18 protein-coding genes are annotated in these 23186 nt (G+C 46.4%); 17 read left to right on the top strand and 1 reads right to left on the bottom strand.

Annotated features, from left to right (window positions below):
• Positions 1–56: 56 nt before the first annotated feature.
• Positions 57–1274 (bottom strand): peptidase T, encoded by a 1218-nt coding sequence (pepT, locus tag AC4OGX_RS16385; protein WP_493331708.1) that lies wholly within the window; start codon positions 1272–1274, stop codon positions 57–59.
• 203 nt (positions 1275–1477) lie between these two features.
• Between pepT and AC4OGX_RS16380 the strand changes: the two genes are divergently transcribed.
• The 17 genes from AC4OGX_RS16380 (at position 1478) to def (ending at position 23186) form a co-directional block, all read left to right on the top strand.
• Entirely contained in the window at positions 1478–2167 is a 690-nt protein-coding gene (locus tag AC4OGX_RS16380) for a response regulator transcription factor (protein WP_493331707.1), read from the top strand.
• A complete protein-coding gene (locus tag AC4OGX_RS16375) occupies positions 2157–3299 on the top strand; it encodes a sensor histidine kinase (protein WP_493331706.1) in 1143 nt (380 codons plus the stop codon). The genes AC4OGX_RS16380 and AC4OGX_RS16375 overlap by 11 nt, the downstream gene beginning before the upstream one ends.
• A 96-nt stretch (positions 3300–3395) precedes the next feature.
• Positions 3396–4412: a D-alanyl-D-alanine carboxypeptidase family protein gene (locus AC4OGX_RS16370; protein WP_493331705.1), complete on the top strand. Its 1017-nt coding sequence runs from the start codon at positions 3396–3398 to the stop codon at positions 4410–4412.
• 88 nt (positions 4413–4500) lie between these two features.
• Positions 4501–7098 carry an ATP-dependent chaperone ClpB gene (gene clpB, locus AC4OGX_RS16365; protein WP_493331703.1) on the top strand — a complete coding sequence of 866 codons (2598 nt, stop codon included), beginning with the start codon at positions 4501–4503 and terminating at the stop codon, positions 7096–7098.
• Positions 7095–8327 (top strand): Y-family DNA polymerase, encoded by a 1233-nt coding sequence (locus AC4OGX_RS16360; RefSeq protein WP_493331702.1) that lies wholly within the window; start codon positions 7095–7097, stop codon positions 8325–8327. Before clpB ends, AC4OGX_RS16360 begins: the two co-directional genes overlap by 4 nt.
• A gap of 12 nt (positions 8328–8339) precedes the next feature.
• Positions 8340–9353 (top strand): acyltransferase, encoded by a 1014-nt coding sequence (locus tag AC4OGX_RS16355; RefSeq protein WP_493331701.1) that lies wholly within the window; start codon positions 8340–8342, stop codon positions 9351–9353.
• A 256-nt stretch (positions 9354–9609) separates the two neighbouring features.
• Positions 9610–10713 (top strand): L-ascorbate 6-phosphate lactonase, encoded by a 1104-nt coding sequence (ulaG, locus tag AC4OGX_RS16350; protein ID WP_493331699.1) that lies wholly within the window; start codon positions 9610–9612, stop codon positions 10711–10713.
• Positions 10714–10911: 198 nt separating this feature from the next.
• A complete protein-coding gene (locus AC4OGX_RS16345) occupies positions 10912–12228 on the top strand; it encodes an ABC transporter substrate-binding protein (RefSeq protein WP_493331698.1) in 1317 nt (438 codons plus the stop codon).
• Between the two features lie 51 nt (positions 12229–12279).
• On the top strand, positions 12280–13572 hold the full coding sequence (locus tag AC4OGX_RS16340) for an alpha-L-fucosidase (RefSeq protein ID WP_493331697.1): 1293 nt from the start codon (positions 12280–12282) through the stop codon (positions 13570–13572).
• Between the two features lie 13 nt (positions 13573–13585).
• Positions 13586–14464: a carbohydrate ABC transporter permease gene (locus AC4OGX_RS16335; RefSeq protein WP_493331695.1), complete on the top strand. Its 879-nt coding sequence runs from the start codon at positions 13586–13588 to the stop codon at positions 14462–14464.
• 12 nt (positions 14465–14476) lie between these two features.
• Positions 14477–15298, top strand: coding sequence for a carbohydrate ABC transporter permease (locus tag AC4OGX_RS16330; protein ID WP_493331693.1), 822 nt, complete (start codon positions 14477–14479; stop codon positions 15296–15298).
• A 3-nt stretch (positions 15299–15301) separates the two neighbouring features.
• A complete protein-coding gene (locus AC4OGX_RS16325; protein WP_493331691.1) occupies positions 15302–16771 on the top strand; it encodes an FGGY-family carbohydrate kinase in 1470 nt (489 codons plus the stop codon).
• Between the two features lie 29 nt (positions 16772–16800).
• Positions 16801–17571: a DeoR/GlpR family DNA-binding transcription regulator gene (locus AC4OGX_RS16320; protein ID WP_493331689.1), complete on the top strand. Its 771-nt coding sequence runs from the start codon at positions 16801–16803 to the stop codon at positions 17569–17571.
• 52 nt (positions 17572–17623) lie between these two features.
• Entirely contained in the window at positions 17624–18670 is a 1047-nt protein-coding gene (locus tag AC4OGX_RS16315; RefSeq protein WP_493331845.1) for a hypothetical protein, read from the top strand.
• Positions 18671–18886: 216 nt separating this feature from the next.
• Positions 18887–20347 (top strand): UDP-N-acetylmuramoyl-L-alanyl-D-glutamate--2,6-diaminopimelate ligase, encoded by a 1461-nt coding sequence (locus AC4OGX_RS16310; RefSeq protein ID WP_493331688.1) that lies wholly within the window; start codon positions 18887–18889, stop codon positions 20345–20347.
• Positions 20348–20361: 14 nt separating this feature from the next.
• Positions 20362–22587 (top strand): replication restart helicase PriA, encoded by a 2226-nt coding sequence (gene priA, locus AC4OGX_RS16305; protein ID WP_493331687.1) that lies wholly within the window; start codon positions 20362–20364, stop codon positions 22585–22587.
• A 122-nt stretch (positions 22588–22709) separates the two neighbouring features.
• Entirely contained in the window at positions 22710–23186 is a 477-nt protein-coding gene (gene def, locus AC4OGX_RS16300) for a peptide deformylase (protein ID WP_493331685.1), read from the top strand.

Here is a 23186-nt window from a genome sequence, read left to right as displayed (position 1 = left end):
GTGAACATTCTGAAAGACACGGTCTTTCTATCGTTCTCCATCGGGTTCCGTTCATATTACTGAGCGTAAATCTTTACTAATTCAACAGTGATGTCTGTAGCCAGATCCATTCCCTCTGCTGTGATATGTTCATAAGGTCCATGGTATCCATGACCGCCTGTTCCCAGGTTCGGGCAGGGCAGCCCCATAAAGCTTAACTGAGCCCCGTCTGTACCGCCGCGGATTGGGATCACAAGCGCAGGAACACCGGCATTTTCGCATGCTTTCTTAGCGTTATCGATCAGATGTCTGCATCCGTCGATGATCTCCGCCATATTGCGGTACTGCTGGGTAATGGTCAGCTTCACGGTTCCTTCTCCCCACTTTTCGTTCATCAGCTTCTCAATGTGGCGCAGAGTTTCCTGACGGACCTCAAAGGTGGCGGCATTATGATCGCGGACGATATAATTGAGCTCTGCGTGTCCGACCTCACCTGACATACTTACCAGATGGAAGAACCCTTCGTAGTCCTCTGTGCCGCGCGGAGTGTCACCGGATGGGAGCATGGAGTTGATCTCCATGGCTACCAGGCTTGCGTTGACCATCGTATCCTTGCTGGAGCCGGGATGTACATTGACGCCTTCGATCTCGAAAAGCGCTTTGCAGGCATTAAAATTCTCAAACTGAATCTCGCCTTCGGTGTCTCCGTCCAATGTGTATCCGAACTCTGCACCAAATTCTTCCACGTTAAAATGAGAGGCTCCGGTACCGATCTCCTCATCAGGAGTGAATGCGATGGACAATGGGCCGTGAGGGATATTTTCCGTATTCAGGCGCTCGATCATAGTCATGATCTCGGCGATCCCGGCCTTGTCATCGGCACCCAGAATGGTCGTGCCGTCGCTGGTGATCAGGGTGCGGCCTTTTAGATCAGGAAGGTGCTTAAAGGTATCAGTGCTGATGGTACGTCCGCTTGTCCCCAGAACAAAGTCTTTCCCATCATAGTTCTCAGTTACCACAGGTACGATGTCGTGGCTGCAGAAATCGGACACGGTGTCCATGTGGGCGATAAACCCTAATTTAGTCTTGTCCTCGTATCCTTTCGTTGCAGGAATGTGCCCGTAAACATAGCATTGTTCGTCTACCCGTGCATCAGACACCCCAAGGTCTTTTAACTCCTGCACGAGTAAATGTGCCAGGTCAAACTGGCAGGATGAGGAGGGAACGGTCTCGCTGTTCTCGTCACTCGGTGTACGCACAACGACGTACTTCAAAAGTCTTTCATAAGCTCTCATAATGACATCTCCTTTTTATAAATTGCTGATTACTATTATAACACAATAGGAGAAGGGCGGGGAATCTTTTTCCGGCTGTTATTCGAAAGAAACCTTTATATAATCTCAAGAATTTCTTTATAGTTTTCCAATAAACAAGTTTTAGAATAGGATTATAATTGAAATTAATATCGTGCGTGATATATTTGCAAAGGAGGAGAACAATGGAGCGGATTTTGGTGGTAGATGATGAAAAGGAGATCGCCGATCTTCTGGGGGTATATTTTCAGAACGAGGGCTTTACCGTATCCACAGCAGCTACGGTCGAGGAGGCGTGGAAAAAGATTACGAGTGAACCGGTCAGCATTGCGCTTTTAGATGTCATGCTGCCGGATGGGGATGGATTTTCGCTGTGCAAAAAGATCCGGGAGCAGTTCTTATTTCCCGTTATCATGCTGACCGCAAAAGATGAGGAGATGGATAAGATCACGGGCCTGACCTTTGGGGCAGATGATTATGTAACAAAACCATTTCGTCCGATGGAAGTAGTTGCACGTGTAAAGGCTCAGCTTCGGAGAACGACGCGTTACGATCAGCCCCAGGGGCGGAGGGAAGATACTTATACAAAGAACGGAATGGTTTTGAATGTGAAAGCCCATGAGTGTTATGTCGATGGGAACCTTCTTAACCTGACCCCAACGGAATTTTCTATTTTACAGATCTTATATGAGCATCGCGGGGAAGTGGTCAGTGCCGAAGAACTGTTTCACGGGATCTGGAAGGATGAATATTTTGAGAAAAGCACAAACACCATCACGACACATATCCGGCATCTGCGCGAAAAAATGAATGATACAGAGCAGCCGCGCTATATCAAAACTGTATGGGGAGTGGGGTATAAAATTGAAAGATAGAAATTGGCGTCAAAAACCATATCAACAGATCATTCGGAAAATGTATATGCAGACTCTGCTTGTTGTGGGAGTCGTGATCTTAGGAGTGCTATTCATTCGGTCTGCCGGAAAGGGGTTTATAGGAAATGGGATCACATATTTGTTGTGCCGGCTGTTTGATGTTGGATGGGAGGAAGGTCTCATCCTTTACTGGCACTATGTGCGGCAGAACTATGTTTACCTTATGGGATTCGCAATCGTTGTTCTGTTTCTTATCTTTTTCCGTATTCTCCTCTCTGGATTTACACACTATTTTGACGAGATCATTGACGGGATCAATACACTTGCGGACGGAACAGAGAGAAAAATTGAAATGTCAAAAGAGCTCGGCTTTGTTGAAGCAAAGCTGCAGCAGGTAAAGGATGACCTGACACAGCGTACCCGGGAAAAGGAAGAGGCCGAAAAGCGAAAGGACGAGCTGATCGTTTATCTTGCCCATGATATAAAGACTCCTCTGACCTCTGTGATCGGGTATTTGGATCTATTAGTCGAGAACACGAAGATAACGGCAGAGCAGCAGAAAAGTTACTTAAGAATTGCCAGAGATAAAGCGCTGCGATTAGAAACACTGATCAATGACTTCTTTGAGATCACACACGCCCATATCCAGCAGATCGTATTGGATAAAGATGTAGTAAGTCTGGCATATTTGATGGAGCAGGTGGTGGATGAGGCTTATCCGCTTTTTCAGAAGGCGGGGAAAACGGTGGAAACGGATATTCCTCACACCATCCGGGTGAATGTGGATGCGCAGAAGATAGCCCGCGTATTTACCAATCTTCTGAAAAATGCGATTTACTATAGTGCAGGGGCAGCTCCGATCTGTATTTTGGCTGCGGCGGAAGATCAGACTGTCAGCATTGTATTTTCAAATGCCGGAGAGATCAGCAGGGAGGACATTGAGCACATCTTTGAAAAGTTTTATCGTCTGGACAATGCGCGCCAGACCAAGACCGGAGGAGCAGGGCTTGGCCTGGCGATCGCGAGGGAGATCGTACAGGCTCATGGAGGCACTATTACGGCTGACTGTAAAGACGGCCAGATCATATTGAGAGTCATACTCCCGGCAGACAATGTATCCGTAAAATCATGAAAAAATACAGAAAATCTCAAGAAACTGTTGAGGAACTCTCAGCATAAGGCACCTTTTCGTTTGATAGTATGAAGCTATCAGATAAGGAGGTGCTTTATGCCATATAATAATAAGAAAAGAAGAACTTCTGCACGGAGGATTCGGCGCAGGAGGGGGAGGATAGGGGCTCTGATTTGTTCTGGGCTGGCAGTTGTTCTGGTCATTGTGCTGGCCGTTGGTTTTTATGGCGGCAGTATCCGGGATGATCGATTCCAAAAAGATGTGGGCAAAGATGCGCAGCAGGCACAGTCTTCACAGCTTCACCCAGCCAAGTCTGCCGGGCAGAGTTCGATTCCGGTGACTGCTCCAAAGGGAATCTTAATCTGCTCAGATACCAATGAAATCTTATGGGAAAAAGAGAGCCGGATGTCTACTGCACCAGCCAGCTGCGCGAAACTTCTAAGTGCTCTCACAGTCCTGAAATTTTGTGACGAAGAAGAAACTTTAAAGGCTGGTAAGGAAGTGTTTAGGATCGCAGAGGATGCTTCCCGCGCTTATTTAAGTATTGGCGCACAGATGAGTGTGCGGCAGGCTCTGATCGCGATGCTTTTACCCTCCGGAAACGATGCAGCCTATGCGCTCGCTGTTTACACGGGGCGTAAGATCGCCTCGGATGAAGATCTGAGCATAGACGAAGCCCTGGAAATATTTGCGGATGAAATGAATGCTGAGGCGAGAGAGCTTGGAGCTCTTGATTCAAAATTCATCTCTCCGGACGGTTATGATACAGACGGGCAGTATACCACCGCGTACGACCTCGCGCTGATCGGACAGGCTGCCTTAGAAAACGAGCTGATAAGCGAAATTGCAGGAATGGCGTATTCCAGTGAAACATGGTTAACAGGAGAGACCGCAGAATATGAAAATACAAATGAGATGCTCTTATCCCAAAGCCCTTATTATATCCCTGACTGTACTGGCCTGAAAACCGGCACGAGTACGAGTGCGGGAGCCTGTCTGGTGATGTCGTTCACGGTTCATGATAAGCACTATATAGGTGTTATTATGGGCAGCACGGAAGACATGCGTTTTGAGGATGCTATGCAGCTTTACAAATTTTTAATAAATAATTAGCACTCGAGCCTTGACAGTGCTAATAGTCGGTGTTATTGTTATATTGTTAGTAGAACAAAACACATGAAACGACAAAGGAGGTCTTTCTATGAACATAAATAAGTTTACGCAGAATTCACTCCAGGCAGTCCAGAATTGTGAGAAGGTGGCCTATGATTACGGCAATCAGGAAATTGCGCAGGAGCACCTTTTATACTCATTAGTGACACAGGACGACAGTCTGATCTTGAAATTACTGGAGAAGATGAATATCCAGGGAACCTTATTTAAAAACCGTGTGGAGGAAGCTCTTTCCAAGCGTCCGAAGGTACAGGGCGGCCAGGTCTACGTTGGTCAGGATCTGAACAATGTGCTGATCCATGCAGAGGATGAGGCTAAGCAGATGGGAGATGAGTATGTCTCTGTGGAGCATCTGTTCCTGGCACTTTTGAAGTATGCAGGCCGTGATCTGAAAGGCTTATATAAGGAATTCGGCATCAGCCGCAACTCATTTTTACAGGCGTTGTCTACCGTCAGGGGAAACCAGAGGGTGACAAGCGATAACCCGGAGGCAACCTATGATACATTGAATAAGTACGGCCAGGATCTGGTAGAACGTGCCAGGGATCAGAAGCTTGACCCGGTCATCGGCCGGGATGAGGAGATCCGTAATGTGATCCGTATTCTGTCCCGTAAGACGAAGAATAATCCGGTTCTGATCGGTGAACCTGGGGTCGGTAAGACGGCGGTCGTAGAAGGTCTGGCACAGCGTATCGTCAGAGGCGATGTCCCTGAAGGGCTAAAGGATAAGACGATCTTCTCCCTGGATATGGGGGCATTGGTAGCGGGTGCGAAGTACAGAGGTGAATTCGAGGAGCGTCTGAAAGCGGTTCTGGAGGAAGTGAAGAACAGCGACGGAAAGATCATCCTGTTCATAGATGAGCTGCACACGATCGTAGGTGCAGGTAAGACAGACGGTGCGATGGATGCGGGCAACATGTTAAAGCCAATGCTTGCCAGAGGAGAGCTGCACTGTATCGGTGCAACGACTCTGGACGAGTACCGTCAGTATATCGAAAAAGATGCGGCACTGGAACGCCGTTTCCAGCCGGTCATGGTGGAGGAACCGACCGTGGAGGATGCAATCTCCATCCTTCGTGGGCTAAAAGAGCGGTATGAGGTCTTCCATGGAGTGAAGATCACAGACAGCGCGCTGGTAGCTGCCGCGACTTTATCAAACCGCTATATATCCGACCGTTTCCTGCCGGATAAGGCAATCGACCTTGTGGACGAGGCGTGCGCTCTGATTAAGACGGAGCTGGATTCCATGCCGACAGAGCTGGATGAACTGCGCCGCAGGATCATGCAGCTTGAAATAGAGGAAGAAGCGTTAAAGAAAGAAGAAGACCGGTTAAGCCGGGAACGCCTGGAACATCTGCAGGAAGAGCTGGCTGGTCTGAGAGAAGAATTTGCAGGCAGGAAGGCTCAGTGGGATAATGAGAAAGCGTCTGTAGAGCGTGTTCAAAAGATCCGCGAAGAGATCGAGCAGGTGAATAAAGAAATACAGAAAGCCCAGAGAGAATATGACTTAAATAAAGCTGCAGAGCTTCAGTATGGGCGTCTTCCACAGCTTCAAAAGCATCTGGAGGAAGAAGAGGAGAAGGTAAAAGAAAAGGAATTATCCCTGGTACACGAGGCAGTCACAGATGAGGAGATCGCTAAGATCATTTCCCGGTGGACCGGAATTCCGGTTGCCAGGCTCAATGAGAGCGAGAGAAGCAAGACTCTGCATCTTGGGGATGAGCTGCACAAGCGTGTGATCGGCCAGGACGAAGGCGTGGAGCTGGTAACAGAGGCGATCATCCGTTCTAAAGCAGGGATCAAAGATCCCTCCAAGCCGATCGGTTCTTTCCTGTTCCTCGGACCTACCGGTGTTGGTAAAACAGAGCTTGCAAAGGCGCTTGCTGAGAGCCTGTTTGACGATGAGAATAACATGGTCCGTATCGATATGAGTGAGTATATGGAGAAATATTCGGTATCCAGACTGATCGGAGCGCCTCCGGGATATGTGGGATATGATGAAGGCGGACAGCTTACGGAGGCGGTCAGAAGAAAACCTTACTCAGTTGTATTATTTGATGAGATCGAGAAGGCACACCCGGATGTATTTAACGTACTTCTCCAGGTGCTCGACGATGGACGTATCACGGATTCACAGGGACGTACCGTGGACTTTAAGAATACCATCCTGATCATGACCTCTAATATCGGGGCAAATTATCTTCTGGAAGGGATCAAGGAGGACGGAACGATCGACGAGGCAAGCCAGAGCATGGTCATGAACGAACTGCGTGCCCACTTCAGACCGGAGTTTTTGAACCGTCTGGATGAGATCATTATGTTTAAACCGTTGACGAAAGGCAATATTTATGCAATTATTGACTTATTAGTAACTGACGTCAACAAACGGCTTGCAGACAAGGAGCTTTCTATTGAACTGACCGAGACGGCTAAGAACTTTATCGTGGAGGGCGGATATGACCCGATGTACGGGGCGAGGCCTTTAAAGAGATATCTGCAGAAGAATGTGGAGACACTGGCTGCGAAGCTGATCCTGGCAGGCAACGTAGGAAGAGAAGACGTGATCTTAATCGATGTTGTTGACGGAAAATTAGAAGCAAGAGTGAAAGGACAGCTGATTTCATGACGCCGATCATTTTCCATATTGATGTCAACTCCGCATACCTAAGCTGGACTGCGGTAGAACAATTGAAAAATGGTGCTGTTAAGGATCTGCGCGAGATCCCATCCATCATCGGCGGTGACCAAAAGTCCCGTCATGGCGTGGTGCTCGCAAAGTCGATCCCTGCTAAAAAATACGGCATTCGCACGGGGGAACCTGTTGCGAATGCCTTTCGTAAGTGTCCGAATCTTGTAAGCGTCCCTCCGGACCATAAGATGTACCGTGAGAAAAGCGATCAGTTAATGAACTATTTAAAAAGCTTTACTACAGAGATCGAGCAGGTCAGCGTGGATGAATGCTATATGGATTTTACCGGGATCACTGATAAGTTTCCTTCTCCGGTGGATGCGGCGCTGATCATCAAGGACGGGATCAGGGAACGGTTTGGATTCACCGTGAATATCGGGATATCCTCCAATAAGCTTTTAGCAAAGATGGCCTCTGATTTTGAGAAGCCGGATAAGGTGCACACCCTGTTCCCGGAGGAGATACAGGTGAAGATGTGGCCCCTCCCCATTGGAGAGCTATATATGGCGGGACGTTCCAGTGTGGAGACATTAAAGAAGCTGGAGATACATACTATCGGGGATCTGGCACAGGCCGACCCGAACCTGATCTTTCTCCATATGAAGAGCCACGGAAAGATGCTGTGGGAGTTTGCGAATGGAAAAGGGGATTCCCATGTTCAGTCCGAGCAGGCAGAGGCGAAAGGGATCGGGAATTCCACCACACTGTCAGAGGATGCCCGGACGGCAGAAGAGGCAATGGAGGTGTTCAAAGAGCTTGCTGCGAGTGTGGGAAGGAGGCTGAGGAAGGCCGGACAGAAGGCGAATATGGTCAGCATGGAGATCAAGTATCACGATTTCCATACTGTCTCCCACCAGAAACAGCTGGACAAGCCCTCCAGTGAGGATCACATGCTCTATGAGACGGCCTGTCAGCTGTTTGAAGAGACCTGGGACGGGGAGCCTGTCCGTCTGCTGGGTATCCGCACGGCAAAGCTGGTGGATGCATCAGAACCGGTGCAGCTTTCTATTTTCGATATTGAGCTGCCGAAACCGCCGGATGAAAAGCATAAGAAGCTGAACCAGGCCATGGAGGAGATCCGTACCAGGTTTGGAAAAGATGCCGTTATGAAGGCCAGCCTGATGAAAAAAAGTGCAGGAAGGCCAAAAGAACAAGAAGATAAGTAAGGAAAAACTAAGATGAAGGCCAAGAATTATAATATGGAATTAATTAGAACCATCTCCTTTGTGATGGTCATTATCATACATGTAACAAATTATTACTGCAGGGCGTATGTGGATATCAGCAGGGGCGAATATCTGTTTTCTTTGATCCTGGATACAGTTTCCAGAGTCAGTGTTCCCTGCTTTTTTATGCTCAGCGGGGCATTGCTTTTGGGAAGGACGGAGCGTCTGCGGAAAAATGGAGAACGTCTGCTGCGCTTTTTGATCGTTCTGATATTTTGGAGTATCGTCTATTATTTTTTTAATGTTTACTATATGGACACTCCTTATGACTTAAGATCGCTCTTTTTTGAGCCTACAGAGCCACACCTCTGGTATCTCTATGCCACCATTCCGATTTATATGGTGCTGCCGTTTTTCCAGATCATGTGCAGGGGAATGAGTGCCAATATGGATAAAGCCTTCCTGCTGATGGGAAGTGTGGCAGCCTTATTTCTCTACTTTTCTTCTCTTCTCCATGAGGAGGCTTACTACGATGTGCCGATCATTGGCGATAAAATTTATACCTTCTACTTTTTCATTGGGTATTTTGTGTGTAAATACAGGGAAAAGATCACACGCAGCATCTGGCAGATCGCCGGGATCTTTCTCGCCAGTACATCGTTGAATATTATCCTGACTGCATGGGTAACGTACGAAAAAGGCAATCATTACGAACGGTTTCTGGAATATGGCTGCCCGCTTGTCGTCATCAGCGGCGTTTCCTTCTTTGTCCTGATCATGCAGATCGGAGGCGGGCATGTGAAGCTGAAAGAAAACACAAGGAAGTGGATCGACAGATGGTGCTCCTGTTCCTTTGGAATCTATCTGATTCACATTCTCTTTCTGGATCAGTATAAGAAATTCGTGGATCCGGAGGATGTCTCAGCGTGGATCGCGGTTCCCGTCCTGACGATCGCGATTCTGGCAGTGTCCTTTGTGTGCATATACTTTATCAGGAAACTTCCGTTTGGGAAATATATATCATAAACGTAAAAGATCATTCTCATAAATAATATTGTAAGTGCAGATAGAACGAAAGAACTTCTATCTGCACTTTTTGTGTTCAAAATTGAGTTTATTATTAAAATATCAGAAAAATATGGGGAAACGTTCATAAAAACAATCAAAAACGAAAAAAGAACATATAAAATAGAAAACAAACATAAAAACCCATTGTTTAAATGAAAACAAAGTGATATGATTCGAATAGATGAATAATAAAAATCATATAAGGAGTGTCCGGATGAGTAAAGTTGATGAAATCACAAAAGAAAAATGGATCATGTCTACTTTCCCTGAATGGGGAACCTGGCTGAATGAGGAAATTGAAAATGAGGAGGTTAAGCCGGGAACAGTTGCAATGTGGTGGCTGGGATGTACCGGGATATGGTTCAAGACACCGGGCGGCTGTAATCTTACCGTAGATCTTTGGTGTGGGAACGGAAAGCGCACTCATGGGGATGGGAACATGAAGGCGGGACACCAGATGGCTAATATGTGCGGAGCGAGGAACATGCAGCCCAATTTAAGAGCAGTCCCTTTTGTACTGGATCCTTTTGCAGTGAAAAGTGTGGATGCTGTGCTCGCCACACATTATCACCAGGACCATATGAGCGCAGAATTTGCAGCCCATGTCATAAAAAGCGGCATGATGACTGTGGATCAGGAGGGAAAAGTCATTCCGGTTCCCTTCATCGGACCTAAAAAGTCTGTGGAGTTATGGCAGAAGTGGGGAGTACCGGCAGAAAGATGTATTACAGTGAAGCCGGGTGATGTGATAAAGATTAAAGACATTGAAATCACAGCTCTGGATTCTTTCGACCGTACTTGTATCGTGACGACAGATTCTCAAGGGGAGGACAGAGAAGAACTGACTGGGGTATGTCCGACAGATATGGATGATAAAGCGGTAAACTATCTGATCGGGACTCCCGGAGGAAATATTTACCACAGCGGAGATTCGCACTATTCGATCTATTATGCAAAGCATGGAAAGGACTATGATATCGATGTGGCTTTCGGATCTTATGGGGAGAACCCGGTGGGGATGCAGGATAAGATGACTTCTGTTGATATACTTCGAATGGCGGAAGCGCTGCGCTGTAAAGTAGTGATTCCTATCCATTATGATGTATGGACAAACTTTATGGCTGACATTAATGAGATCAGGGTGCTGTATCAAATGAAAAAGGATAGGCTGGATTATCAGTTTCATCCGTTTTTCTGGGAAGTAGGAGGAAAATACATATACCCTGCAGACCGTGATAAACGTGCATACCATCATAGAAGAGGGTTTGAGGATTGTTTCGAGGCACCTCAGAACATACCGTTCCGCTCTCTTTTATAAACCGATGAAAAGTACTACATATGATAAGTAAATTGCAGGAAGCAGGTCAGACAAATTAAGAATTACTTTCGGAGGACATAGTACGAAGCATAGACACCCGGGAGTCTATGAACTAAATACTGTGATTCTGACGGTGATTAAGATAAATAGAGATAAAGCCATGTAATTTCATAAGGTATGTGAAAGGAAAGGGAAAAGATGAATAAGAAAATGTGGAAGAAAAGTCTTGCAGTCGCACTTGGAGCATCTATGGTATTATCACTGGCAGCATGTGGAAGCAGTGGAAAGGAAGAAAAAAAGGAAACAAAGAAAGATGAGACGATTGAGATCCGTCTTACATCCAGATGGGGAGGCGAGGAGACATTATCCCAGTACTTTAATTCTAAGATTGATGAATTTAATGAGATGGATAATGGAATTAAAATTGTTGCTGATAACGTGACAGACGAACAGCAGTATTTTGATAAACTGAGCTCACAGTTTGGTGCAGGAACCCAGCCGAATGTATTTATCAACTATGGAGGAACCGGTATCAAGGATTATATTGAAGGCGGGGTTCTCTTGGATCTGGAACCTTATTTTAAAGAAGACCCGGAATGGAAAGATTCATTTATGCCTCTATTCGCAAATTGGCAGGACGGCGATGCCACCTATGGCGTTCCGGTTATGCTGTATCAGATCCTTCTGTACTACAACAAGGATATTTTAAGTGCGAACAATCTGGAAGCACCAGCTACGATTGAAGAGCTCGAGAAAGTGTGTGATACCTTAGTGGCAGCAGGTGTTACTCCGTTCCAGTTAGGGGAAGGAAGTAATTTCAGGGCAGGACATTTATTGAACAACCTGTGCTATAAAGCTTACGGCGGGGAGATCTGTGATAAGCTTGCATCGAGAGAAGTAAACTATGATTCAAAAGAAATGACGGATATGTATGCGATCATAAAGAAATGGAACGAAAAGGGCTATTTCGGAGAAAATCCAGTCAGTGTAGATAACAATGGTGAGAAAGCAGCATTTTTATCAGGAAAGAGTGCCTTTAGATATGACGGAGCATGGTTTGTCGGAGAACTTCCGGGTACCGATGTAGAAGGTTCTATTGATGTAACGGCATTTCCTTATTTTGCAGATAAAGAGGATTTAAAAACAAATGTACAGGGTGGTTCAGGACAGGGCTTCTCTATTACAGACAGCGGGGACGAAAAGGTAAATGACGCAGCGGTTGAGGTTGTAAAATATCTTACTTCTAAGGATTACTATGCGGGGCTTGAAAAAGCAAGCAACGGAGGAATCTATCCTGTAAAATTTGAGTCAGATCCGGAAACTAAGATCGATGACATGACTGTAAAGGTAAAAGAAATAGTAGGAGAGGCAACCGTATTTCGTGGAGACATGCAGGAGGTCGATCCGGAAACACATATGCTCAATACAGTAAGAACTGCTCTACAGGGACTCTTTGTGGATAGCTCACCAGAGGACTGCGGTAAGGAGATCGTTTCATTAGAAGAAGTAAAATAATCATACAGGGGATCTTTTAAGAGGTCCCCTTTTCGTTAGGGGGAGACAAAGATGGATAGAAAAAATGTACAGTGGATGATGGATGCCAGGTTTGGTTTATTTATCCATTGGGGACTCTATTGCATTAACGGCGTGACAGAATGGAAACGTTCTTATGAACGGCTGTCAGCAGAAGAATATGAAATGTATTTTGAAGAATTTGATCCTGTTGATTATAACCCTAAAGAATGGGCAAGGATGGCAAAAGAGGCAGGAATGCGTTATGCCATCTTGACGGTAAAACATCATGAGGGATTCTGCCTTTTTGATTCAAAGTATACGGAGTATAAATCAACAAATACACCGTGTAAAAGAGATCTGGCGCGAGAATTCGTCGAGGCGTTCAGGGCAGAGGGAATGAAGGTTGGATTTTACTATTCCTTGTTTGACTGGCATCACCCGGACTATCATCACTATGGTGATCTGTATCATCCGATGAGGGATAATGAAAAATATAAGGATTACAAATACGATTTTAACAGATATCTGGAATATATGCATAACCAGATAAGGGAACTGTGTACAAATTATGGGAAGATAGACATTCTCTGGTTTGACAACTCTTACGGAGATATGCGGGGAGAAAAATGGAAAGCATCCGAACTGGTTAGGATGATCCGGAAATTACAGCCAAAGATCGTGATGAACAACAGGTTGGAATGTAATGCATCGGCAAAAGGCAGTTTAAGTACATTAAATCCGACGGTATATGCCGGAGATTTTGTCTCTCCGGAACAGATCATTCCTCCAGAAGGGATTCTGGATGACATGGGACAGGATCTTCCCTGGGAAGCGTGCTGTACAATGAATAACAGCTGGTGCTATACACCGAATCCATATAACTATAAAGATGCAAAATGTCTGGTCAGAAAGCTGGTGGAATGTACAAGCAAAGGAGGAAATCTGCTTGTCAATATAGGTCCGAATGCCCGGGGAAAATTCCCGAAACCAGCCATCAAGGTGTTAAAAGATCTAAGTGAATGGTTTGAGGATTACGGGAAGTCCATATATGGCTGTGGAAAAGCCGGATTAGGGAAACCAGACTGGGGATATTATACAAGAAATGACAGATTTGTATATGTACATCTGCTGCAGCAGGAGATCGGACCGATCGCACTTAATATCCCAACTTCTGAGATCAAAAAGATCAGGAGAGTGTCGGATGGTTCAGAAGTCCTGATTGTAAAACCATGGGTGACGGAACTGTTTCCAGGCTATACTTTTATAAATTTCCAGGAACCGATCCAGGGTACATTTTTATTAGAAAATGAGATAGATACTGTTTTAGAAATTGAATTAAAGTAGGAAAGGCAGATGTATGATGAAAAAAAGTAAGAAATTAGTCTGGTCAATTGCTTTTATCCTGCCGGCATTGGCCCTGTTATGTGTCTTTTTGCTATATCCAGTATGCCAGGCTGTATATCTGTCCTTTTTCAAATGGACCGGAATAGCGAGCGCGAAACCAATATTCATCGGTGTGGATAATTATGTAAGGATTTTCCATTCACCAAATTTTTGGCTTTCACTGCGCAATTCATTGATTTTTATGGCAGGAGGATTTTTGGTACTCATGCCGCTCTCCTTTCTGCTTGCAAAAATTATTACGTCAAAGATCAGAGGTGTAAGGTTTTTCAAAGTTTCATATTATCTGCCGGTCATGCTTCCTGTTGCAGCGGTAGGTCTGATCTGGGTATATATGCTCCAGCCAGACTGGGGGCTGGTCAATTCGCTTTTGGAAAAAATAGGACTGTCTGCCTGGGCAGTCAACTGGCTGGGAGAAAAAACAGTGAACGTCATCTGCATCGTACTGGTAAATGAATGGATCTTTGCCGGATTCAATATGCTGATCTTCGCGGCAGGTCTGGTGTCAATTCCTTCCGATGTATATGAGTCAGCTAAGATAGACGGTGCCAATAAAACAAAGACATTATTTTATATTACACTGCCCCTGATGAAGGAATCATTTAAGGTGTTCTCCGTACTGTGTGTCTGTGGATGTCTAAAGACATTCGACCTTGTGTTCACAATGACGGGCGGAGGCCCGAACCATTCGTCGGAGGTGCCTGCAACTCTTCTGTATATGGAAGCCTTTGGTTCTAAGAATTTCGGCAGAGGAAATGCGGTGGGCGTGGTGATCCTGGTGTTAGGACTGGCTTTGAGCCTGGGATTGAATAAAATCCTGAAATCGGATGATTAGGGGGCGATTAATATGAAAAGAATGTCTAATAAAGTATTCCAAGTTTTTGCATGGCTGTGGGCGCTGATTACGCTTTATCCTTTGATCGTCACGGTGTTTTGCTCTTTTAAAGAAAATAATGATATTTACGGAAGTATGTTCGCTCTGCCCAAAACATGGCATTTCAGCAACTATCAGGATGCCTTGTTTTCAGCGAATATGCTCCGGGCCATCATCAACTCCTTATTTTTGGCAATATGTACTACGATATTGGTAGTGGTCGTGGCTCTGCTCGCGTCTTACACTTTTGCAAGAATGAAATATCGGTTTCTGACTCCCTGTTTTATGTTGTTTATGCTGGGGGTTATGATCCCGATCCATACTACGATCATTCCGATCTCAAAAATTGCAGCAGATCTCGGAGGATATGACAGATACTGGCTGCTGATCCTGACATATACAACGTTCCAGCTTCCGCAGGCCATTTTCCTGATCACCGGATACATCAAGGGAATCAGCAGGGAACTGGATGAAGCGGCGGTGATCGATGGATGCAGTATGATACAGATTCTGTTTAAGATCATACTGCCTATATCAAAACCGATCATAGCAACAGTTTCGATCATTTCATTTGTATATGCATACAGTGAACTTGTATTTTCGGTTATTTTGTTATCATCGCCGGAAAAATATCCAGTCTCCAGGAGCCTGATGTATTTCAAGGGGGATTTTTCTGTGAGGATGGGACCGATCTTTGCTTCTATTGTATTGGCAGTACTGCCGTTAACGGTTATTTACCTGCTCTTCCATGAAAAGGTTCAGGAAGGAATGTTAGCAGGTTCTGTGAAAGGATAGATTATGATTTTAGTAATAGATATAGGTACCTCCAGTGTCCGGGGGCTTATCCTGGACCATGCGGGTACTATCCGAAAAAGTATCCAGTATGAGTACTGTGTTCAGGTTCTGGATGGAGAAACAGCGCTGCAGGACCCGGAAGTAATCTTAAACTATGTTTTTAAAATCTTAACGCTGTCAGGAGAATGGTTCAGAGAGACAAAAAACAGGTTAGAGGCGATTTCAGTCACCGGACAGCGCTCCTCCGTCATACCTGTTATGGAGGATGGAAAGGTTCTGGCACCGGCGATCTCCTGGCAGGACAGAAGAAGCGGCGGCATATGCAGCAGCTTTCAGTCCCAGTGGAAGGAGATTTACCAGATCACGGGTATGAAGCTGTCGCCGGTTTTCTCTGCACCCAAGATGATGTATTTAAAGCAAAATAATAGAGATGTGTATGAAAGAGCCTATAAATTGGTCGGATTTCAGGAATATATCCTCTTCCATCTGACGCATGAATTTGCTACAGACACCTCGATCGCCAGCAGGACAAGTCTGTTTGACATCCGCAGAATAGAATGGTCTGACGATCTGATAAGATTATTTGGACTTTCGAAAGATAAATTATGCCCGCTTGTAGATGTGGGGGAGATAATGGGGGAAGCGGCAGATGAGGTGTTAGGTCTTCTCGGGATGCAGGGGCATATTCCTGTAATTTCAGCAGGAGGCGATCAGCAGTGTGCAGCATTGGGGATGGGATGCATCGGGCAGGGGAGCATAGAAGTAAATTCTGGCACAGGTGCATATGCGATCGGTATATCGGACCGGCCGGTCTTCCATCCGGATATGAGCCTGAATTGCAATGTCTCGGCTATAAAGGGAAAGTGGATCGTAGAAGGGGCTGTACTGAGTGCAGGAAGGTCTGTGGAGTGGTTCGTGAAAGAATTTTTCGCGAACGGGAAAGAGAAGGACTATGAGACATTTATGAAGGCTTGTGAACAAGTGCCGCCAGGTGCAAATGGGGTCATTGTTTCGCCGTCACTGGCAGGAAAAGGCACCCCGGATTGGAATCCGAAGATTCGCGGCGGTATTATACATTTAAGCTTTTCAAACAAAAAAGAGGAATTTGCAAGAGCCCTCTTAGAAGGAATCGCCGCAGAGCTATGGGACTGTGTTGATGCTGTGGAAAAGCTGACGGGTGTAGAATGCAGGCATATAAAGGCAGGAGGAGGTCTTTTAAAAAATCAGACATACGGTCAGATCCTTTCTGACATGTTTGGGAAAATAATAGATCAGCCAGAAGTACGTGAGGTTACAGGCATAGGAGCCTGGATCTCAGCAGAGACGGCTCTTGGAAATTATAGGTCGTACGAAGATGCTTTTGGAGAGTATGACAAGACAGTCAGGAAAAAAGTATGGCTTCCGAATGAGGAAGTAACAAAGATGTATAGAGGGATAGCTGAGATACGAAAAAGATACGAGACGATATACTAGAAGGATATGTGATCCGGGCGAGGTGGCGTATGAAAAGAAAACGTGCATATGTAGATGGCAGAAGGAATGAGATTCTGGAGATTATGAAGGAAAATCCTACAGTCAGGGTGGATGAACTGGCCGATAGACTGAATGTATCATTAATTACAGTGCGCAGAGATCTGCAGTATCTGGAAGAGCAGAAGCTGCTTCTGAGGTTTTATGGAGGAGCCTCGGTGATTACACCTGTATACTCTGAGGAGGATGAGATACAGATGTACCGGACTCTGATTGCAAAATATGCAGCTGCCTTAGTAGAGGACGGGGATTCTTTGTTCATTAATACCAGCCGCAATGCATTACAGATGCTGGATTATGTGGAGCGGAATAATGTGACTGTCATTACGAACAATGGAAAAGCGATCGGAAAGGACTATTATGAGGGAATCAGCATCCTGATCACAGGAGGGGAACTGCGCTATCCGAAAAATGCAATGGTGGGGGATTTTGCAGTCAGGAATCTCCAGACAGTATTCCCGAAAAAGGCTTTTATGGGATGCTCAGGAATCTCTCCTGTTTCTGGAGTGACAACAGAAATTTCAGGCGAGGTAAGAATCAATGAGTTGATGATACGCAATGCAACTAAGGATGTTTATGTTTTGGCGGATCATACAAAGATTGGGAAAAACAGCAGCTTTACGACCTCTTCTGTCCAGCGCATCGGTCATTTGATCACAGATGAGAAGGCACCGGAAGAGATTTTAAAGGAATTGGAGAATCTGGGGGTGAAAGTACACCAGGTGCATAAAGAGGATTTCTAGGAGAAAGAGTCCGCGTTTGATACTTGTGTTTTAAAATTACAGGAGGAGAAGCGTGAGGAGAAAGAAAAAAGTAATTTCAGATCTGGAAAAATGTTATTCCATAGCACCGCTTATATATCAGGGGAGAAGGCATATTCTGGTTGCCGCAGAAAAGCATGCCCCCTGCTGTCTGTTTGATGAAGAAGGAAATTTGGAGAACACCGTATGGACGGAGCCGGGAGGCGTTATGAGCATGGTTCAGGTACCCGGCAGTGACGGCATTTTTTTGGCAACACACAAGTTTTATTCACCTAATGATTCCAAAGAGGCAAAAATTGTGTTAGCTGTTCCTAAAGCAGATGGAAGCTGGAGGATCAAGACATTGGCAGACCTGCCGCATGTACACCGTTTTGAGATCATAGCATGCAACGGGACGAACTATCTGATTGCGTGTACCCTGAAATCGGGACATGAATATCAGGATGACTGGTCCAAGCCCGGGAAGGTCTATGCAGGAGTCCTGCCGGACGATTTGAGCAGCTTTCATGAAGGAAATCAGCTGCAGCTTACGGTGATTAAGGAAGGGCTGTTAAAAAACCACGGTTTTTGTAAAATACAAGGGGAGAAAGGGGAAGCATGTATCATATCCTGTGAAGACGGAGTCTATCGCTTTACACCACCATCCTTCCCGGAGAAAGACTGGGAGATTGAACAATTAACAAAGGATGCGGGAAGCGATGCGGTTCTGGTGGACTTAGATGAGGACGGGGAACAGGAATTGGTCACGATTTCCCCTTTCCACGGGAACACCGTTTTTATTTATAAAAAAACAGATGAAGGGTACAAAAGAGTATACAGCTATGACCAGGCAGAGTTTGCTCATGCAATATGGGGAGGTGAATTTCTGGGGAAGCCATCTGTTATTATCGGACATAGAAAAGGAAGCCGAAACCTATTATTGTTTACATTTGATAAGGAGAAAGGGCAGTTTGAAGTGACGATTTTGGATGAAGACTGCGGTCCTGCGAATGTATTTAAATATGATAAGGATGGGAAAGAGATTTTAATCTCTACAAACCGCGAGATCAACGAGGTTGCAATGTATATATTCGAGAAATAGTGTGTATCTTGGACAAAATGAACAGTCCGGTATGAAGTTCTCTGGAAAAAAAGCACGGGAGGAATCCTGTGCTTTTACTTTTCATACTTTGCATCAGGGAGGAGTTTGTGATATTCTATAAGAGTATATCCCCAGAGAGTCCGCTGGGCATGCCCTGTTGGGAGTAGCAGGCGGAAGGGATGCCGAAAAAGGAGTTTCCAATCAGGAGGAGTGTAGATGAAGTTAACAGAGTTATTAGAACGTTTGGAATATGAAGTAGTACAGGGCAGTGCAGATATAGAGATCACGACATTGATCAATGATTCCCGGAAAGTGCAGGCAGGCAGCGCCTTTGTTTGTATCAGCGGAGCGGTAGTCGACGGGCATGAGTTTGTTGCCGATGTGGCTTCAAAGGGCGCCGTAGCCGTGATCGTTGAGAAGGAGGTTGAGGCGCCGGAGAATGTATCGGTCATCAAAGTGGCGGATACCAGATACGCACTGGCGCTGATGTCAGCAGCTTATTTTGGTTACCCGGCAGATAAGATGAAGATCATTGGGATCACAGGGACAAAGGGAAAGACGACCACAACTTATATGATTAAATCCATTTTAGAGGAGGTTGGCCATAAAGTCGGCTTGATCGGTACCATTGAGGCAGTCATCGGGGATGAGACGATTCCTGCAGCGAATACAACGCCGGAATCCTATACGATCCACCAGTATTTTGCGAAGATGGTGGAGGCAGGATGTGACTGTGTTGTCATGGAGGTGTCCTCCCAGGGGCTGATGCTTCACCGGACAGCAGGGATCCCTTTTGAGATCGGGATTTTTACGAATCTGGGAAGAGATCATATCGGGCCGAATGAACATGCGGATTTTGAAGATTATAAGAGATGTAAAGGTCTTTTGTTTAAGCAGTGTAAGCTTGGGATCGCGAACGTTGACGACCAATATTTTAAAGATGTATTTTCTCAGGCTTCCTGCCAGACCGAGACCTATGGTTTTTCTGAGAAGGCGGATTTAAGGGCAGTAGATACACACCTGGTATCCAGGCCCGGATACCTTGGAGTTGCTTATCATGTGACCGGGCTGATGGATTTTGATGTGGAGATCGATGTGCCGGGCAAATTCAGCGTATATAACTCCCTGACAGCCATTGCTGTGTGCAGGCATTTCCAGGTTCCGGTGGAAAAAATCCAGAAGGCGCTGAAGGTGGCGAAGGTAAAAGGCCGTATCGAGATGATCAAGGTATCCGATGATTTTACATTGATGATCGACTATGCACATAATGCCATGAGTCTGGAAAGTCTTTTGACGACTTTAAAAGAATATGACCCGGCGCGGCTCGTCTGCCTGTTCGGATGCGGGGGCAACCGTTCAAAGGAGCGCAGGTATGAGATGGGAGAGGTGTCAGGGCGCCTTGCAGATCTGACGATCATTACCTCGGATAATCCAAGATTCGAGGAGCCCCAGGCGATCATTGATGATATTAAGACCGGGATCGGCAGGACAAAAGGAAAATACGTGGAGATCTGTGACAGAAAAGAAGCGATCAAGTATGCGATCGAGCACGGGCAGACAGGGGATGTCATTGTTCTGGCTGGCAAAGGACACGAGGATTACCAGGAGATCAAAGGGGTGAAGCATCCGATGGATGAACGCGTGCTGATCCGTGAGATCCTGGAAGAATTAAAGTAGGTGAAGACATTTACATGTATGCGGATATCATAGTAGATATTACACATGAAAAACTGGACAGAGTCTTTCAGTACAGGATCCCCTCCCGATTGGAAGGGGAACTTTCTGTTGGGATGGAGGTTCTGGTGCCATTTGGGCGTGGTAACCGTGAGACCAGGGGGTATATAGTCGGGCTTTCAGATACCTGTCATTATGAAGAATCAAAGGTGAAGGAGCTGATTTCCATTTCCCAAAGCGGCATGGCCATCGAAGGGAAGCTCGTTGCACTGGCGGCCTGGATGAAGGAGCAGTACGGCGGGACCATGATCCAGGCACTAAAGACAGTTCTTCCTATCAAGCAGAAGGAGAATGCCAAGGTGAAAAAACGTGTCCGCCTGCTTCTGAATGAAGAGGAGGGCAGAAAAAAGCTGGAGTACTTCCTGGAGAAGAACCAGCGGGCCAGAGCAAGGCTTCTGGCTGCGCTTTTAGATGAACCGGTCCTGGACTACGAATTAGTTTCCCATAAGCTGAACATCACACTGACGGTGATACGGGCGCTTGAGGAGCAGAAAATCGTAGTTCTGGAATCCGAACAGGTCTACCGCAATCCGGTCAAAGGTGTGAAAAAGGAAAATGGGATCACTTTTACAGAGGAACAAAAGTATGCTATTGACAGGTTCTGGGATGACTACGGGCAGGGAAGACGAGGAACCTACCTGATCCACGGAGTGACGGGAAGCGGTAAGACAGAGGTATATATCGAGATGATCCGCCGTGTGGCGGCCCGGGGGAGACAGGCGATCGTACTGATCCCGGAGATCGCGCTGACATACCAGACTGTGATCCGTTTTTACAGGAATTTCGGGGACCGGGTTTCTATCATGAATTCCAGACTGTCCGCCGGGGAACGCTACGATCAGATGATGCGGGCGAAGGAGGGGAAGATCGATGTGATGATCGGCCCCCGGTCGGCTCTGTTCACACCGTTTCCCGATCTGGGGCTGATCGTGATCGATGAGGAGCATGAGACGACCTATAAGAGCGAGCAGGTGCCCAGATACCATGCCCGTGAGACAGCGATCGCGCGGGCCAAGATGGAGGATGCAAGTGTCGTTCTTGGATCGGCAACGCCGTCCATGGAGGCCATGTTTCGGGCAAGGAACGGGGAATATCATCTGCTGGAGATGAGAAACCGTTCCCGGAAGCAGGAGATGGCAGCGGTGTATACGGTGGATCTGAGGGAAGAGATGAAAAGCGGAAACAGGTCGATTCTCAGCTTGAAGCTGCAGGAGCTGATGGCAGACAGGCTGGAAAAGAGAGAGCAGATCATGCTGTTTTTGAACCGGAGGGGCTATGCAGGTTTTATTTCCTGCCGGGAATGCGGCCATGTCATCAAATGTCCGCACTGCGATGTCTCCCTGTCTTCCCACCGGGGCGGGAAGATGGTGTGCCATTACTGCGGATATGAAGAGCCAAAGCCGGCGGTCTGTCCAGAATGCGGATCCCGGCATATCGGGGAATTCAGGGCCGGGACACAGCAGATCGAGGAGATCGTGAAGAAACAGTTCCCGCAGGCCCGGGTGCTGAGGATGGATATGGATACCACCCGGCAGAAGGACGGGCATGAGAAGATCCTGGCGGCATTTGCGAATGAAGAGGCAGATATTCTGGTGGGGACGCAGATGATCGTGAAGGGACATGATTTCCCCAATGTAACACTGGTAGGTGTTCTGGCGGCAGATATGTCGCTGTATTCGGATGATTACCGGGCCGGGGAGCGCACCTTCCAGCTTTTGACCCAGGCTGTGGGCCGTGCAGGGCGCGGACAGAAGAAGGGCGAGGCTGTGATACAGACATACAGCCCTGAGCATTACGGGATCGTTACAGCGGCGGCGCAGGATTATGATGCGTTTTATGAGGAGGAGATCCGCTACCGGGTGCTGATGGGCTATCCGCCTGCGGAGAACCTGCTGGCAGTGCTGGTAAGCTGTGAGGACGAGCTGCTCCTGGAAAAAGGCTGCCGGTATCTGAAAGAATATGCGCTTCGGATCAAGAGAGATGCCCCGCTTGAGATCATTGGTCCGGCAAGTCCGGGGATCGGAAGGATCAATGATGTTTATCGGAAAGTACTCTACCTGAAAGCGGAAAGATATGATACACTGATAAAGATGAAAAATTATCTGGAACAGTACATCGAGGTGAATCCGGGGTTTTTAAAGATGAGGATCCAATTTGATTTTAACCCGATGAATGTGTTTTAGAATGGAGACCATACTGAGGGCCAAATGTCATGCTTTTTCATGAGGATATGAAAATCATGAGCTTTTGGTCCAGGTATTTTCATATATTTTGAAAAAAGTAGAATAATAATGTGGAGGTTGTTATGGCGATCAGAGAGATCAGAGAAATCGGAGACGAGATTTTAACAAAGAAGTGTAAGGAAGTCACAAAGATGACTCTTCGTACAAGAGTACTGATTGAAGACATGTTTGATACAATGTATGAGAGGTTTGGTGTGGGACTTGCGGCACCGCAGGTCGGTGTGCTCAAGAAGATCGTGGTGATCGATGTGGGCGAAGGGCCGATCGTACTGATCAATCCAGAGATCATCGAGACGAGCGGTGAGCAGACCGGTGAGGAGGGCTGCCTGAGCGTGCCGGGAAAATGGGGGACTGTAACCAGGCCGGATCATGTGAAGGTGCGTGCGCTGAATGAGGAGATGGAAGAATTCGAGATGGAGGGTGAGGGGCTTCTGGCAAGAGCATTCTGCCATGAGATCGATCATCTGTCGGGAAATCTGTATGTGGACTTAGTGGAAGACGGACTTCATGATGTGAAGTATGAGGAGGAAGAAGAGTAA

Source organism: Faecalicatena sp. (genome assembly GCF_058819085.1).
Note: the sequence above shows the minus strand (reverse complement) of the source record. Positions and strands in the feature narration are given on the sequence as shown.

What these genes read in the sequence shown, in the direction of transcription:
- AC4OGX_RS16325 (WP_493331691.1), top strand. Translation starts at nt 15,302, where the DNA reads ATGATTTTAGTAATAGATATAGGTACCTCCAGTGTCCGGGGGCTTATC.
- AC4OGX_RS16370 (WP_493331705.1), top strand. Translation starts at nt 3,396, where the DNA reads ATGCCATATAATAATAAGAAAAGAAGAACTTCTGCACGGAGGATTCGG.
- AC4OGX_RS16355 (WP_493331701.1), top strand. Translation starts at nt 8,340, where the DNA reads ATGAAGGCCAAGAATTATAATATGGAATTAATTAGAACCATCTCCTTT.
- pepT (WP_493331708.1), bottom strand. Translation starts at nt 1,274, where the DNA reads ATGAGAGCTTATGAAAGACTTTTGAAGTACGTCGTTGTGCGTACACCG.
- AC4OGX_RS16310 (WP_493331688.1), top strand. Translation starts at nt 18,887, where the DNA reads ATGAAGTTAACAGAGTTATTAGAACGTTTGGAATATGAAGTAGTACAG.
- AC4OGX_RS16330 (WP_493331693.1), top strand. Translation starts at nt 14,477, where the DNA reads ATGAAAAGAATGTCTAATAAAGTATTCCAAGTTTTTGCATGGCTGTGG.
- AC4OGX_RS16340 (WP_493331697.1), top strand. Translation starts at nt 12,280, where the DNA reads ATGGATAGAAAAAATGTACAGTGGATGATGGATGCCAGGTTTGGTTTA.
- AC4OGX_RS16380 (WP_493331707.1), top strand. Translation starts at nt 1,478, where the DNA reads ATGGAGCGGATTTTGGTGGTAGATGATGAAAAGGAGATCGCCGATCTT.
- AC4OGX_RS16335 (WP_493331695.1), top strand. Translation starts at nt 13,586, where the DNA reads ATGATGAAAAAAAGTAAGAAATTAGTCTGGTCAATTGCTTTTATCCTG.
- priA (WP_493331687.1), top strand. Translation starts at nt 20,362, where the DNA reads ATGTATGCGGATATCATAGTAGATATTACACATGAAAAACTGGACAGA.
- AC4OGX_RS16360 (WP_493331702.1), top strand. Translation starts at nt 7,095, where the DNA reads ATGACGCCGATCATTTTCCATATTGATGTCAACTCCGCATACCTAAGC.
- AC4OGX_RS16345 (WP_493331698.1), top strand. Translation starts at nt 10,912, where the DNA reads ATGAATAAGAAAATGTGGAAGAAAAGTCTTGCAGTCGCACTTGGAGCA.
- AC4OGX_RS16320 (WP_493331689.1), top strand. Translation starts at nt 16,801, where the DNA reads ATGAAAAGAAAACGTGCATATGTAGATGGCAGAAGGAATGAGATTCTG.
- clpB (WP_493331703.1), top strand. Translation starts at nt 4,501, where the DNA reads ATGAACATAAATAAGTTTACGCAGAATTCACTCCAGGCAGTCCAGAAT.
- def (WP_493331685.1), top strand. Translation starts at nt 22,710, where the DNA reads ATGGCGATCAGAGAGATCAGAGAAATCGGAGACGAGATTTTAACAAAG.
- ulaG (WP_493331699.1), top strand. Translation starts at nt 9,610, where the DNA reads ATGAGTAAAGTTGATGAAATCACAAAAGAAAAATGGATCATGTCTACT.